15 protein-coding genes are annotated in these 14,721 nt (G+C 59.9%); all 15 read right to left on the reverse strand.

Going from position 1 to position 14,721, the window contains the following annotated elements; all coding sequences use genetic code 11:
* Positions 1-64: 64 nt before the first annotated feature.
* The 15 genes from ACI3L3_RS08205 to ACI3L3_RS08275 all read right to left on the reverse strand — a co-directional run bounded on the left by ACI3L3_RS08205 (position 65) and on the right by ACI3L3_RS08275 (position 14,664).
* Entirely contained in the window at positions 65-1,021 is a 957-nt protein-coding gene (locus ACI3L3_RS08205) for a chemotaxis protein (RefSeq protein WP_404844625.1), read from the reverse strand.
* Between the two features lie 42 nt (positions 1,022-1,063).
* Positions 1,064-1,912 (reverse strand): 4-hydroxy-3-methylbut-2-enyl diphosphate reductase, encoded by an 849-nt coding sequence (gene ispH / locus ACI3L3_RS08210; protein ID WP_404844626.1) that lies wholly within the window; start codon positions 1,910-1,912, stop codon positions 1,064-1,066.
* 3 nt (positions 1,913-1,915) lie between these two features.
* Positions 1,916-2,938, reverse strand: a complete 1,023-nt coding sequence (locus tag ACI3L3_RS08215) for a tRNA dihydrouridine synthase (RefSeq protein ID WP_404844627.1) — start codon at positions 2,936-2,938, stop codon at positions 1,916-1,918.
* A gap of 142 nt (positions 2,939-3,080) precedes the next feature.
* Positions 3,081-3,941: a hypothetical protein gene (locus ACI3L3_RS08220; protein ID WP_404844628.1), complete on the reverse strand. Its 861-nt coding sequence runs from the start codon at positions 3,939-3,941 to the stop codon at positions 3,081-3,083.
* A 10-nt stretch (positions 3,942-3,951) separates the two neighbouring features.
* The gene (locus tag ACI3L3_RS08225; protein WP_404844629.1) at positions 3,952-4,371 is read right to left on the reverse strand and encodes a hypothetical protein; all 420 of its coding nucleotides are present in this window, start codon (positions 4,369-4,371) and stop codon (positions 3,952-3,954) included.
* 158 nt (positions 4,372-4,529) lie between these two features.
* Positions 4,530-4,859 carry a hypothetical protein gene (locus ACI3L3_RS08230; RefSeq protein ID WP_404844630.1) on the reverse strand — a complete coding sequence of 110 codons (330 nt, stop codon included), beginning with the start codon at positions 4,857-4,859 and terminating at the stop codon, positions 4,530-4,532.
* Between the two features lies 1 nt (position 4,860).
* Positions 4,861-5,577, reverse strand: coding sequence for a flagellar basal body-associated FliL family protein (locus ACI3L3_RS08235; RefSeq protein ID WP_404844631.1), 717 nt, complete (start codon positions 5,575-5,577; stop codon positions 4,861-4,863).
* A 39-nt stretch (positions 5,578-5,616) separates the two neighbouring features.
* Entirely contained in the window at positions 5,617-6,000 is a 384-nt protein-coding gene (locus tag ACI3L3_RS08240) for a chemotaxis response regulator CheY (protein ID WP_404844632.1), read from the reverse strand.
* Between the two features lie 21 nt (positions 6,001-6,021).
* A complete protein-coding gene (locus ACI3L3_RS08245) occupies positions 6,022-6,810 on the reverse strand; it encodes a FliA/WhiG family RNA polymerase sigma factor (protein ID WP_404844633.1) in 789 nt (262 codons plus the stop codon).
* Positions 6,764-7,624 carry a MinD/ParA family protein gene (locus ACI3L3_RS08250; protein ID WP_404844634.1) on the reverse strand — a complete coding sequence of 287 codons (861 nt, stop codon included), beginning with the start codon at positions 7,622-7,624 and terminating at the stop codon, positions 6,764-6,766. Before ACI3L3_RS08250 ends, ACI3L3_RS08245 begins: the two co-directional genes overlap by 47 nt.
* A complete protein-coding gene (locus ACI3L3_RS08255) occupies positions 7,605-8,693 on the reverse strand; it encodes a flagellar biosynthesis protein FlhF (RefSeq protein WP_404844635.1) in 1,089 nt (362 codons plus the stop codon). The genes ACI3L3_RS08250 and ACI3L3_RS08255 overlap by 20 nt, the downstream gene beginning before the upstream one ends.
* Positions 8,683-10,800 carry a flagellar biosynthesis protein FlhA gene (gene flhA, locus ACI3L3_RS08260; protein WP_404844636.1) on the reverse strand — a complete coding sequence of 706 codons (2,118 nt, stop codon included), beginning with the start codon at positions 10,798-10,800 and terminating at the stop codon, positions 8,683-8,685. The genes ACI3L3_RS08255 and flhA overlap by 11 nt, the downstream gene beginning before the upstream one ends.
* Positions 10,801-10,833: 33 nt before the next feature.
* A complete protein-coding gene (gene flhB, locus ACI3L3_RS08265) occupies positions 10,834-11,895 on the reverse strand; it encodes a flagellar biosynthesis protein FlhB (protein ID WP_404844637.1) in 1,062 nt (353 codons plus the stop codon).
* Between the two features lie 33 nt (positions 11,896-11,928).
* Positions 11,929-12,711, reverse strand: a complete 783-nt coding sequence (gene fliR, locus ACI3L3_RS08270; RefSeq protein ID WP_404844638.1) for a flagellar biosynthetic protein FliR — start codon at positions 12,709-12,711, stop codon at positions 11,929-11,931.
* Positions 12,712-12,786: 75 nt separating this feature from the next.
* Entirely contained in the window at positions 12,787-14,664 is a 1,878-nt protein-coding gene (locus ACI3L3_RS08275; RefSeq protein WP_404844639.1) for a polysaccharide biosynthesis protein, read from the reverse strand.
* Positions 14,665-14,721: the final 57 nt, after the last annotated feature.

Here is a 14,721-nt window from a genome sequence, read left to right on the forward strand (position 1 = left end):
GACGCACTCCAACCCGGCGGACGGGAAGGAGTGCGGTTTTGAAGAAGTTGCGTGGCTGGAAGAGTTATTCCGCGGCTCCCATATACTTGTCAATGAGGTCCTTGGCGCGCAGGGCAAGCTGCGAGACCTCCGGCTTGGAAATCTGGTCGTCCGCGCCCACGGAATCGCCCTTGTGACGCAGGCGGTCCGTGATGAGGGAGGAGAAGAGCATGACGGGCAGGTCCTTGAGCACGGGGTGCTCCTTGACGTTCTTGGTCAGGCTGAGGCCGTCCATGCTGGGCATCTCGATGTCCGAGACGAGGACGTTGACGTAGTCCCAGATGGGCTTGTTGTTCTCAAGGGCGAGCTTGCTCAGTTCCTGCAGGCGGTCCCACGCTTCTTTGCCGTTGTGGGTGACCTCGACGGTGAAGCCGGCTTTTTGCAGCAGGTCCTTGAGCATTTCGCGGATGAGGGCGGAGTCGTCGGAGATAAGCGCTTTGAGGTTGTCGCCGGTCTCCCAGTGGATTGTTTCGTCAAGGCGCAGCCCGAGGGACGGGTTCAGTTCCGTGACGATTTTTTCAAGGTCGAGGATAAAGATGATGCGGTCGTCCATCTTCACCACGCCGGTGATGGAGTCGTTGGACAGGTTGGAGACGTAGGCATTCGGCGGTTCCACTTCCTCCCAGCTGATGCGGTGGATGCGCGTAACGCCGGAAACCATGAACGCCGTGGTGACCCTGTTGAACTCGGTCACGATAACCTTGGGCGGCTCGTTTTCCGTGCGCTCCTTGCCCAGCCACATGCTCAGGTCCACAAGTGGTGTGATGTGCGATCGCTGATTGAAAGCCCCGAGCACCGAGGGGTGTGTCACTTCCGGCATTTCCGTCACCTGCGGCATGCGGATGATTTCAAGGACTTTGGCGACGTTGACGCCGTAGTAGCCTTGATAGTGTTCGCCTTCCTCGGACGGCTCGTTAATGTAGAATTCAACGATTTCGAGCTCGTTGGTTCCCGATTCGAGCAGAATATTCGTATGGGACATAAGTGCTCCTTCGGTCCTCCTGTTGTGGATGAGCCGCTGGGTTTAGAAAGACTTCAGCTTGTCGACAATCTCACCAATTATTTTATCAGGCGTGGACGCCCCGGCTGTCAAGCCGATTCTGGAAATCCCCCGGTAGGCATCGGCGCTCAGCTCGTCGGCGGTCTCCACATGGTCGCATTGGACGCCTTGGTCCCGCACCACCTGAACAAGGCGGCGTGTATTGCCGCTATTGCGTCCGCCTGCAACAATCATGCGATCCACCTCGCGCGCAATGCGGATAGCTTCCTGCTGGCGGATGCGCGTGGCGTCGCAGATGGTCTCCAGTACAGGAATGGGGGCGGGAAGCGCGGTGGCAAGATATTCTTTGAGTTCTTCAAAGAGGTTACGGTCCTGCGTGGTTTGGGCGGCAAGAAAGTACTCGGTGCCGGGCCTGAGCGCGGCCTTGAGTTCCTCCAGCGATTCAAAGACCACGGCGTCCGGCCCGGCGTAGGACAGAAGCCCCCGGACCTCCGGGTGGTCGGCTTCGCCGTACAAGAGCAGGGTGCGGCCGTTTTCCGTCTCGCGCGCGATGAGGAGTTGGGCTTTTTTGACCTTGGGGCAGGTGGCGTCGTGGATGTCCACGCCGCGCTTCTTCATGTCGTCCTCCAGCGCCTGCGGCACGCCATGGGCGCGGATGACCACCACATCGCCGTCTTCGGCGTCCTTGGCGCATTCAATCACTTCCACACCGTGGGCGGCGTAGTGCTCCAGCACCTGCGGATTGTGAATGATGGGGCCTAGGGTGCGGATATGGCGGATGCCCTCGGCGGCTTCCACAACGGCGTTCAGCTTCTTGAGGGCAAGGCTGACGCCCATGCAGAAGCCCGCGGTATCGGCGAGTACGACTTCCATGCGCTATTCTCCTTGGCTTTCGGGGCGGGCGGCGGTGGCGCCGTCTTCGGCGTCGTTTGGCATATGCATGGCCAGAAATTCCACAACAATGTCGTCCAGCTCTTCCCACGATTGGCACCCCACCACGCGCGAGCGCAAAATGCGTGCGCCCGGCAGGTCGCGCACGTAGCGCGGCACAATGGTGCGCATCTTGACGAGGGCCTTGCGCTCCGGGAAGTACTCCCGCGCCAGTTCGGCATGGCGGCGAATCATGGCCGCGATGTCATCGCCCGTGGGCATGGGCGCGTCCTCGCCGCGCATCATGGCGGCAAAGCGGGTGAAGATGAACGGGCTGTACAGCGCGCCGCGGGCAAACATCAGCCCGGCAACGCCCGTCTCGTCCAGACAGCGGACGGCGTCCTCAGCGGAGAACAGGTCGCCGCTGGCAATGACCGGAACGCTGACGGCCTCTTGCAGCTCGCGCAGGGCGTCCCAGTGGGCGGTGCCGGAGTAGCCTTGGCGCGCGTAGCGGGGGTGCAGGGTCATCCATGACGCCCCGGCTTGCTCCATGCGCTTGCCCACCTCCAGATAGTTGTCCTCGCCAGTAGCCCAGCCGCGGCGGAATTTGACGCCGGTCTTGCCAGGGGCAAGGCGGCTCATGGTGGATACAAGGGCTTCAAGGCGGTCCACGTCCTTATGCAGGGCCGCGCCCGCGCCAGTCTTGTTGACCTTCTTCACCGGGCAGCCGGAGTTCAGGTCGAAATATTCAAAGCCGCGTTCCAAGAGCGGAACCATGGCTTTTTCAATGAATTCAGGTTCGTTGCCGAAGAGCTGAACCACCAGCGGCTGGTCGTCCGGGGTGGTGTCCAGCAGGTTGCCCGTACCCGGACCGCCATAGACAAGGCCCTTGGCGCTGACCATTTCCGTGCAGGCGATTTTGCAGCCATGCTCGCGGCACAGCAGACGAAAGGGCAGGTCGGAGTATCCGGCCAGCGGCGCGAGCCACGGCGTGTCCTTGGCGATGATTGGATGTTTTTTCGTGTTCATACCGATTGTTGGATGAAGGAATGAAAAGACCCGCCGTGTGGCGGCGTCGCAACGTCAGCGGTGTACCATTGCCCCCCGGGGAACTCAAGGGATGGCGGGTGCGCCGCGGTGGGTGGGAGAAAAGCAAGGCCGGAACGGCGCACTAGACGCGAAGGCGCAGCCGCCGTCCGGGAGTGGCGTCCACAAACCGCGTGAGCGCCCCGCTGCGGCTGGCCTGCGGCAGGCTGGCCGGGGGCAGCACCGTGGGCGTCAGTCCCTGCGGGACAAGGGCTTTGGCGGCTTCGCCAAGCTCCGGCGCATCGGCGGGATGTTCCATTAGGACGCGGCAGGTGGCGTCCGGCGGCGAGGCAAACACACGCAGTTCGCACTGCCCGTGCTGCGGCAGGGAGAAGGAAAAGACCGCTTCGCCGCCACGCGGGGTGTCCATGGCGCGGTCGTAGACGATTTCGCCGGACAGCGCGGCCGGGAGGAGCCACGGGCGGTAGTCCGCCTGCCACGGACCGTTGGCTCCAAGGGTGGCATTCAGCAGACGCAGGGCGCTTTGCACGGCGTCCCACAGCGGTGGCGCGTCGGGGTGCTCGGCAAGGCGCTGCGTCCAGATTTTGGCGGTAACAGGAGCGGAAGCGGCCTGTGCGGCAAGGGCGGCGCGCAGGTCATGGGTGTGCTGCTCAAAGGCGGCGCGTGCGGCCCAAAAGGCTTGCAGAGCATGCCCTGCCGGGGTTTCGGACGTATCCGCCACGCCGATTTCCTGCAGGACGATTTCCGGCGTCAAACGCATGACCCGGAAGAGGACGACTTGTCCGGGGCTGGGCGCGGGAGAGGACTCGATGCGGGCCAGAAGCTCCAGCCCCTCAAAGTCCACACGCGCAAGCCCGGACGCCTCATACTCGATAAGGCGGCCGCGCAGGTGTTCGCCAACGCGGTGGCGGCCACGGAACAGGGCGGCCTTGTCGCCGTGCGAGCCGCCGCCAAAGCCGCGGGAGCCATATCCGGTAATGCGCATGGCGCGGGTCCTATTGTCCGGCCTGATCCAGAATCAGTTCCACTTCGTCCACGCTGAGTCCTGTGGACAGGGCAAGGGCCTGTGCGGACTTGCCCTTGCGGTGCCCGGAGAGGATAACCTCGCGCAGGAACTGCGGGGAACGGGAAATCTGTTCGGCCTGTTTCACGAGCTTTTGCAGTTCGTCGGAACGCTTTTCCAGCAGGTCGTCCAGCTTGGACAGCTCGGCTTGCCGTTTTTCAAAGGAGGAAACCAGTTCCTGCTCCAGCTCGGCGTTGAAGTGGAGCTTTGCCAGTAGCGATTCCTGATTCTGTTGCAGGGAATTGAGCACGGATTCCGAACGGCGCAGACGCATGAAGAACACGAGCAGCAGCCCGAGGAGTACGATTTCGGAAAGGCTCAGAAAAAGCAGAAGGAGAAAAGAAGATGTCATTGTGCGGCCAGTCGTATGGGTTAAATGTCTGCCATGGCGGGTGGGGAGGGGCGCGCGGGCAATGAGGCGCAGAAGCCTGACGCCGCAGGAGCGCCCGGAATGCGCCGCCGGTGCCGCAACGCGCGCCTGCCATCGTATGCCGGCGCGGTGTGCAGACGTCAGATTTTCATATTCACGATGTTTCCGGACCACGGGCTTTTGGACGGGGACTTCTTGGGGTCGTCCTTTTCCTTTGCGCTGTGGTCCTTTCTGTCGCGCATGTGTCGATCCTGCTTGGAAGAGCCGTCTTTGCTCTCGTCGTCCACGACTTTCGAGCGCTCTTGCTTTTCGACTTCTTCCACCGAGTGTTGACGGCGAAGTGCCTCCTCGCGGGCGCGCTGTTCGGAAAGGGCGGTTTGCGCTTCCGGGCGGGCCTGCTCCACGCTGGTCAGCTTGGACAGATGTGGTAGCTGCGCCAGCAAAACAGGGAGGTTAATGCTCGTTGGCATTTTACTTCACCAGATATTCCTCGATAAGCAGGGTCTCCAGCCTTCCGTTGCTGAGATATTGGTTGATGACGGAGAGAATATCGGCCTTGAGGGTATCCGCGTTGTCCATGTCTGCAAGGTAGGCCATGTCTTTGTTCTTCAGGTAGTAGAACACGGCATCGCGCAGGGTGGTGGTCTTTTGCGTAATCTCGAAGGAGAGCTTTTCGTTTTCCGTCACGGTTGCAAATTTGCACCGCAGGAAGTGGATTTCTCCGTCCTTGCCCCGCATTTCCACCATAAAGGGGGCGAGGGAGACGATGAATTCCTGCACTTCTTCCTCTTCCACCATGGGGGCCACGGGCTGCTCTTGGGGCTGAATCTCTTCTACGGGTGGCTCCGGTTCGGCCACGGGCTGGGTGGCGGGTTTGGTGTAGAGCCATATGGCAAGACCAGCAAGGAGAAGGAGCAGGACGGCCGCAGCCGGGATGACGATGCGCTTGTTCTTGAACCACGGCTCTTGGTCGCCGTCTGGTTCCTCGTCGACGACGGAAGGGGCTTCCTCTTCGGGAAGCTCCTCCTCGTCCTCGTCTTCATCCTCCTCCAGAAAGGGCGCGTCTTCCAGGTCGAGTTCAACCTTTTGCGAGTCCTGGGGGAGGGATGCGGTCAGTTCATCGGTATCGAGTTCGGCTTTAGCCGAGTCGTCCTCTCCATTAAGGAGATCGTCGAGTTCGTCGGTCATTCTGTGTTAAACCAAGCCAAAACGCTGTTGCGGAGCGGCTTATCCCTCAAAAATCTTTTCGATTTTCTGGTTCATGGTTTCGGCGGTGAAGGGCTTCACGATGTAGTTGGACACCTTGGCCTGCACGGCCTCGATGATGTTCTCCTGAAGGCCTTCTGCGGTGACCATGAGGAAGGGGATATCGGCGAACTCTTCACTGGCGCGAACCTTACGCAGCAGGTCGATGCCGGGCATCTCGGGCATGTTCCAGTCCGAGACGATAAAGTCGATCTTGTCTTTATTAAGAATTTCCCATGCGGTGGAGCCGTCGTCTGCTTCGACGATGTTGTTGAAGCCCAGCTGCCGAAGGATGTTCTTGACGATTCTGCGCATGGTGGAGAAGTCGTCCACCACGAGAACCCGCATGTTTTTATCAATAGCCATAAAGGTCTCCCGTGCTAGGTTTTATTCCTGCCCATAAGAGGCGCGGAATTTCTTTTTCAGTTTTTTGAGTGCCTGTGAATGAAGCTGCGAAACGCGGCCTTCGGTTATTCCCATAACCTCCGCCGTTTCTCGCATATTCAATTCTTCAGTGTAGTAGAGGGATAATACCAGTTTCTCTCGCATCGTCAACTCGTCGATGAGACTGGCAATCTTGTCAATGATGTCCTGCAGGGCAGTTGATTTGTATGGCTCGTTATCATGGTGCGCGTTCTGGTCCGGCGAAAAGTGGTCCTGAATGGCATCAAGGCTAAGGCACAACTGATTCTGCAAGGCACCAAGGCCTGCCTCCACTTCCTTCTCCGACAGTCCCGTCTCTTCCCGAAGCTCCGCTTTGCTGGCTTTGCGTCCTGTTCTGCTTTCCACTTTGCGGATGGCTTCTTCCAGTGTGCGGACGCGCTGGCGCAAACCGCGGGAGAACCAGTCCATACGACGCAGTTCATCAAGCATGGCGCCCTTGATACGATTTTCCGCGTAGGTCTCGAACTTAATGTTGAGCTCGGGCTTAAACTTGCCCAAGCACTCAATAAGCCCAAGCGTACCTGCGGAAAGCAGTTCGTTCAGGTCGACCTGCTGCGGCAGCTTCCCTTTGAGCCGGAGTGCCAGAATCTTAATCTTGGGCGCGTAGTGGCGGACGATGAGCTCTCGCTCGTAGGCGGAGAAATCATCCCAGCGCACTTCGCCGGATTCCAGCAGCTTCCAAGGCTCATTCTTGGAAGAGGAGTTTTTTCCAGAAGAACTTAATGTTTCCATCGAGTTGTGTGGGTGCCTTCCAAGCATTGATTCTGCGTGCGACCCCCGCGAGGGCCTGGCTCGCGGGGCTGTCCGGAAACGCCTGCGCAAACGGCTGCTGCTTGATGACGGACGAGCGCACCGACTGGTCATAAGGAAGCACGCCCAAGAGATCGAGGGAAACCCCCGAGAGGAACTGGTCACACGCCGTGTGGAGCTTGAGGTATATCTCCTTGGCGGCGGCCATGTTCTTGGCCATGTTCACGACCACGCGGAAGCGTTCGATGCCGTGTTGCGCCTTGAGCACCTTGATGAGCGCGTAGGCGTCCGTAAGGGACGTCGGCTCCGGGGTGAGGACGAGAATGCGTTCCTGCACCGCAAGGTTGAAATACAAGACATTGTCGTTGATTCCCGCTCCTGTGTCCACAAGCAGGTAGTCGATGTCATTTTCCAGTATATCCATCGACTCAAGAAGTTCCAGCTTTTGTCCCGTATCAAGGTCCATCATGTCCGACACGCCGGACGAGGCGGGAAGGATGGTGAACCCAAAGGGCGTGGGATAGAGGATGTCGCTCAGGCCCGCATTTTCGTGGAAGAGGTGAAAAAGGTTCTTCTGCGGTGCGAGGCCGAGCATAACGTCCACATTGGCGAGGCCGAGGTCCGCGTCAAGCAGCACCACGCGCTTGCCCATGGAGGCAAGCAGGTAGGCGAGGTTGGCGCTGACGTTGGTCTTGCCCACGCCGCCCTTGCCGGACGTGATGGAGATGACGTGCGGAAAACCGGTTCCGCTGTCTGCCGAGGGGCGAGTCTTGTCTTTACTGAGCGTAGTTGCCACGTTTTTCCTCGAGAGGGCTTTCGGGGAGCTGGCGCTTGAATATCAGTCTCCACAGCATGCCAGTGTCTGCGGGCACGAGGGTGCCACGCAATCCGGACCCGATTGAAAGGGCTGCCACGGGCAGTCCCGTAGCGTGGGCCGTGTTGACCACAGCCCCGAAGTTACAGGCTTCGTCAAGCTTCGTCCAGATAACCGATGCGCATTTGGACGAGGCGTACTTGCGGGTAAACAGCTCCAGTTGGGCGGGCGCGTAGTGCGGCGACAGCACCAGATGTACGGCCATGTCGTCGCATTCGCCAAGGCCAATAAGCTGGAGGTACCTATTCAGTGTGGTTTTCCCCGACATGGCGGGCATGTCGACGAAAATCCTGTCAAATTTCTGGCCGTCCTTAACAAGGTCCAGCATCTCGCGGGCGTTTCGGATGTCCTTGTAGGCCATACCGGAGAGTTCCGCAAAGTACTTCAGGTACTGCCGCGCCTTTCCGCCGGAGGCGTCAAGGTTCACAATGCAGATGCGGCTGTCCGGACGTTTGGTATGACATGCAAGCGCCATACGCAAGAGGGTTGTGCTTTTTCCGCATCCGCTCGGGCCTGCCAGCACGTGCAGCTTCTGCCGCCAATTCTTCCAATTCCACGCGTGGGGCCGGACAATGCGGCCCAGTGCGCCAAGGATGGAGCTTTCCCTGTCGCCGCGGAGCGTGTCGTACAGGGCAAGGCTCACGCCTTCGGCCACGCCTTCGCGTTCCAGCAGCTCCAGCGCCTGACGCTGACGCGGCGCCAGCATGGACATATCAAGCTGCGGTTTGATGAGCGCCATCATGTGCGACTTGATGAGGTCCCATTCGCGGTGCCACTCGTTCCAGCCCGGCGCGCTACCAGTCTGCGGATCATCTCCGGTTGCGGGCTTTTCCGGGGCGGCATGGTCCGTGGCGGCGGTGACCTCGCACCACGTCTTTTCGCCTTCGCTGACGTTTTGCGTGCCGAGAATGACGGCGTCGTCTCCAAGCACCTGTTTGACCTGCTGGAGCGCCTCGAAAGAACTTCTGCCTCTGAATGTCTTAACCTGCATAGTCAATGTCCACGTTTGCAAGAGTTACGAGTTTCACATCTGCGGGAATTTCAGCTTGAGAGATAACAGGGAGGTTCGGAATGAACCGGACCAGAAGCTGTGCGAGGTGTGAGCGAGTTACCGGTGTCGTGAGGAGGACAGGTTGTCCATCCGTGGCGACGGCGCGTTCCGCCGCCTCATTGATGTTTTGTATAATCTGCTGGGCAAGGCCCGGCTCCATAGCGAGGAAGGTGCCCTGCTCGGACTGGCGCAGGCCGTCCTGGAAGGCGCGCTCCACGTTGTGCGACAGCGTGATGATGGGCAGCGTGCCGCCACTGTCCAAGTAGGGCTTGATGATGGTGCGGCCCATCTTGGAGCGGATGTATTCCGTCAACTGGTCGGGATCCTTGATGCCCGTACCGTAGTCGGTCAGGGTTTCCGCCACGGTCAGGATGTCGCGGACGGAGACATTTTCGCGCACGAGGTTCTGCAGTACCTTCTGTACTGTGCCGAGGGGCAGCGTGCCGGGCACGAGGTCTTCCACGGCCTTGGGGGCGCGCTTGGACAGGTTGTCCAGAAGGGCCTGCGTCTCCTGCCTGCCGAGGAACTCGTGCAGGTTGCGGCGGAACACTTCCGTCAAATGCGTGGCGATGACGGTGGACGGGTCCACAACGGTGTAGCCCGCGAGCATGGCCTCTTCCTTCTGCTTTTCGGGAATCCACAGTGCGGGCAGGTTGAATGCCGGCTCCTGCGTTTCGATGCCCTGAATCCTGTGCTTGGCGTCGCCGGGGTCCATGGCCAGATAGTGGTCGATCATGATTTCGCCGGTGGCGACCTGGTTGCCCTTGATGAGCACGGAGTACTGGCCGGGCTTCAACTGCAGGTTGTCGCGCAGGTGCAGGGACGGGATAACCACGCCCATGTCCAGTGCGAACTGTCGGCGGATAGAGCGGATGCGCGCCAGCAGGTTGCCGTTTTGGTCCTCGTCCACCAGCGGGATGAGGCCGTAGCCCACTTCCAGCTCCAGTGCGTCGAGGGGCAGCAGGCTCTGGACTTCCTCGGGGGTTTCCAGCTCGCCGGTCTGCGCGGCTGTGCCCTTGCCCTTGGCCGCCGGGCCGCCCGCATCCTCCACAGCCTGATGGAAGCGGCTGGACAGGATGGAGACCACGAACAGTACGCTCGCCAGCAGCAGGAAGGCAAAGGTCGGCATGCCGGGAATCAGGCCGAAGATGACCAGAATGCAGCTGGTCAGCTTGAGCGCGCGGGAGTGGAAGGTCAGCTGGCCGATGAACTCCTCGCCCATCTTGGCTTCCGCCGCCGCGCGGGACACGATGATGCCCGAACTGGTGGAGATGATAAGCGACGGAATGGTGGAGACCAGGCCGTCACCAATGGTCAGCAGGGTATAGGTCTGTGCGGCCTCGCTCCAACTCATGTCCTGCTGGACCATGCCGATGAAGATGCCGCCGATGATATTGATGATGGTGATAAGGATACCGGCCTTCACGTCACCGCTGACAAACTTGCCCGCACCGTCCATGGCGCCGTAGAAGTCGGCTTCCTTTCGCAGGGCGTCGCGGCGCTGGGTGGCTTCTTCCTCGGACAAGAGGCCGGCGTTGAGGTCGGCTTCAATGGCCATCTGCTTACCGGGCAGCGAGTCGAGGGTAAAGCGTGCGGCCACTTCGGCAATACGGGTGGTGCCGTCGACGATAACCATTTTGTTCAGCGCGAACAGGATGAGGAAGATGACGATGCCGATCACAAAGTTGCCGCCGACAACGAATTGACCAAACGCTTCAATAACCCGTCCCGCTGCGCCTGGCCCTTGGTCGCCATTGAGCAGGATGAGTCTGGTGGAGGCAACGTTGAGCGCAAGGCGAAGCAGCGTAGCCACGAGCAGAAGCGAGGGGAAGATGGAGAATTCCAGCGGGGATTTCATGAACATGGTGGTGATGAGCACCACAAGGCTGAGCGAGATGGAGCACGTCAACATCATGTCCAGAAAGATCGTGGGCAGCGGGATGAGCATCGTGAACAGAATGATTACGACGCCAAGGGCCAGCAGGACATCACCTTGCTTGGCAAAGCGTTGGTAATCAAGGTTCATGATAGAGGACTGATTCGCCATAAAATTGACATCCTATCTCAAGCGTTTTTCAGGCTAGCGGGGGCGGTTCTTGAATATCTGGGCCAGTATTGAGGCCACTGCCTGGTACATTTCCTCGGGGATGACGTCCCCAACTTCCACTGATTTATACAAAGCCCGTGCCAGCGGCTTGTTTTCGCGGATGGGAATGTTATTTTCCCGGGCGACTTCTTTGATCTTTTCCGCCATGTGGTCCACGCCTTTGGCCAGAACCAGCGGCGCGGGGGCTTCCATAGCGTCGTATTTGAGGGCGATGGCGATGTGCGTGGGGTTGGTGATGACCACGTCCGCCTCCGGCACCTGCTGGAGCATGCGGCTGGCCATGGACTTCATCATCTTCTCGCGCTGCTGCTGTTTGACCAGCGGGTCGCCTTCGGCCTGTTTGCGCTCGTCCTTGACCTCGTGCTTGCTCATCTTGAGGTTCTCTTTGTAATCCCAGAATGTGTACCACGTGTCGGCAATGCCGATGATGAGCATGGGAATAAGGGCGTAGATGCACATCTTGAGGCCGATGGACAGGATGTAGCTGGCCACGCCCTGCGCGTTGGAGAAGAACAGCGGCGCAAGGTGTGTCAGCTCCGTCTTCAGCACGATGTAGGGCGCAATGCCAATGGCCAGCGCCTGCATGATGCTTTTGAAGAGGCGTACCAGCACCTTGGGGTCGGCAAAGATTCGCTTGAGGCCCGAGGCAAGGTTGAATGTCTTCTCAGGCTTGGGAATGAAAACTTTGGTGGTCCACAGACGGCCTACCTGCATGCGCATGGTGGCAAAGGCTACCACGGCGAGGATGGCAAATGTGGGCAGCAGCATGAGGGCAAGGCGTTGTGACATGTCCACGAACAGCGAATACACGCTTTGCTCAGTGATTTGAAAGCTCAGCCCCTCGCCGCAGAACCATGTGAAGACGGACATCAGTTCTTTTTCGATGACGTCAATATAGAAGTACATGCCCACAAGGCCAGCCAGAAGGATTGTCGCTTTGCTGAGCTCCTGGCTCTTTGCGACATTGCCTTCTTCTCTGGCCTTGTTTTTTCGTTTTTGTGTCGCCTCTTCTGTTTTACTCGGATCTTTTGCCATTTCGTATGGTCCTGTGTGCTTTGCGCGGCGCGGCTAGCCGGCCATGGTGCGCAGCAGGTGGTGGAACATGGGCCCCATACCGGCGATGAACGTTGAAACGTGCTGCGCCAGATAGGTGAACAGGATGCCGAGGAAGAAGAACCCAACAGCAATCTTGATGGGAAAACCGAGGATGAGCACGTGCATCTGCGGCGCAGCGCGGCCAATGAGGGCAAGGGCAAGGTCCACCATGAACAGGGCGGCCATGACCGGCGCGGCAATGCGGACGGCAAGGGTAAAGATGCTTCCCGCCAGCTTCATGAGGCCTTCGCCGAGTTCCGGCGTAATGAGCAGGCCTCCGGGCGGGATGATGGCAAAGCTGTCGGCCAGTCCCTGAATCAAATACAGGTGGCCGTTCAGGCTCAGGAAGGTGAGCAGGGTGGTCATGTACAGAAAGTGCGAGGTGATGACTACGGAGCTACCCGTCAGCGGGTCGACGATGTTGATCATGGCAAAGCCCATCTGGAAGCCGATAATCTGGCCGCCCATCTGCACGGCGGCAAACAGAAAGCGCACAACCAGCATCAGCACAAGGCCAATGAGCAGCTCGCCAAAAATCATCAGCGCAATGTCGAAGGGATGACGCGGAAACATCACGCCCGTAAACGACAGCGCGGGCCACACGGCGTAACTCAGGACAAGGCACAACGCCGCCTTGACCGTGGTCGGCACCGAGTTGCCGCCAAAAAACGGCAGGACAAAGAGAATAAGACTGACCCGGAACAGGGTCAGAAGAAAGCTGAAAAATGTCGCGGGGTCGAAGTTGAAGATGTCCATGCGGCTGGATAAGCAAGACTCGCGCCAGTTTCCGGGGCGCAGTTGAGACGCCGCGTGGTTGCTTATCCGGCGGCGTTAGCCAGCCTTCTCCGGGTGGTATTCGGGCACCAGATGGCCAAGTTTTTGGCGGATTCGCTCCGGGTTGCGCGAGTCCGCAGCCTCGCGCAATTCCTCAAGGTGGCGGGTGAGGGTGAGCACGTCGCAGGTTTGGCCGCGAAGGACCATTATCTTGTCATGCTGCGTGGGGACAACGCCTTCATCCTCGGTGATAAGCTCCTCGTAGAGCTTTTCTCCGGGGCGCAGGCCGATGTAGCGCAGTTCGATGTCCGTTCCGGGTTCGCGCCCGGACAGGCGGATAAGGTCCGCCGCCATGTCCGCTATGCGTACGGGCCGCCCCATGTTCAGCACAAACAGTTCCCCGCCTTCCCCCATACTGCCCGCCTGCAGGATAAGCTGGCAGGCTTCCTCAATGGTCATAAAATAGCGCACTACGTCGGGGTGCGTCACCGTAACGGGACCACCGTGTTCGATTTGCCGCCGGAACAGCGGAATAACCGAGCCGGTGGACCCCAGCACGTTGCCAAAGCGCACCGCCATCATGGCCGTGCCATTGCCGCAGTGCGCCTGCATGATTTTTTCCGTCACGCGCTTGGACGCGCCCATGACGTTGGTGGGGCGTACCGCCTTGTCCGTGCTGACGATGAGCAGACGCGGCACGCCGCGTTTGACCGCCGTGGACACAAGGGCATTGGTGGCAAGGATGTTGTTGTACACTGCCTGCCAGGGGTTGGCCTCCAGAAGCGGCACATGCTTGTACGCCGCGGCGTGGAAGATAACGTCCGGGCTGTGCGCTGTGATGATGTGCTTCACCCACGCCTCGTCGCACAGGCTGCCCAGCAGGGTTTCGTAGTCGTGGAAATCGCGCTCGTGCTCCAGCTCCATCTGGATGGTGTAGAGGGCGTATTCGCTGGCATCGAGCAGGAGCAGGCGTTTTGGGCCGTAGGCGAGTATCTGGCGGCAGAGCTCGGACCCTATGGAACCGCCCGCGCCCGTGACCAGCACCACCTTGCCGCGTAGGTAGCCCGCAATTTTGCGGTCATCCAGCGAGACGGGCTGACGGCCCAGCAGGTCTTTGTAGTCGACGTCGCGCAGGTCCTTGATGGAAACGCGGCCGCCCGCGATGTCCGTCAGCGACGGGATGCGGCGGCAGGCGAGGTCTGCGCGCTCGCACAGCGTCATCAGGTGGCGTATTTCTTCGCCCGAGGCATCGGGCAGGGCGATGAGCGCGTCGGTCACGCCAAACTTTTCAATGCGCTTCCACTCCGGCAGGGCGTCAAGCCCGCCCACAACGGGCACGCCGTGGATGGAGTGCCCGTGCATGCTCCTGTCATCGTCAAAGATGGCGACAATGCGCAGGTCCGATGCGCGGTTGGACTGGCTCTCGCGCAGCAGGGTTTCCCCGGCTTTGCCCGCACCCAGCAGGACGCAGGTTGTCTGCTCGGGATTCTGCCCCGGACGCGGCAGCAGTACCCGCGACAGGGTCACAAAGCCTGTGCCGTAAACCATGCGGATGCCGATGCGCACCCCGGCCACAAAAGCCATGGTGTACACCCAGTCCAGAATAAAGACCGAACGCGAGAAGCCTTGGAAATTTCGGAAAAACACGATGTAGGCGAGGAGCAGCACCGTGGACACGGTGGTCGCCCGCGCAATGTCCACAAGCTCCGGCAGGCTGGTGTAGCGCCACATGCCTTTGTAGAGGTCAAAGTACAAAAAGCAGGCAATCTTCAGCGGCACCAGCACGGGCAGAACCGACGTGAACTGCTCCAGATGCACGGCGGGTACGGCGAATTCGAACCGCGTCAGGTACGCAAGGGCGTGCGCCGCAAGCACAAGGGCGGCATCCAGAAGAATCAGGATGTAGAAGTTGATGGACCGGAGCTGCTGAATCACGGAGCCGTCACCTCTCTGGCTGGTGTGGTCGTGTGCTGTCTCTCTTGCGGTGCTTTC

It is taken from the genome of Desulfobaculum sp. SPO524 (genome assembly GCF_044987625.1).
Classification (GTDB): domain Bacteria; phylum Desulfobacterota; class Desulfovibrionia; order Desulfovibrionales; family Desulfovibrionaceae; genus Desulfobaculum.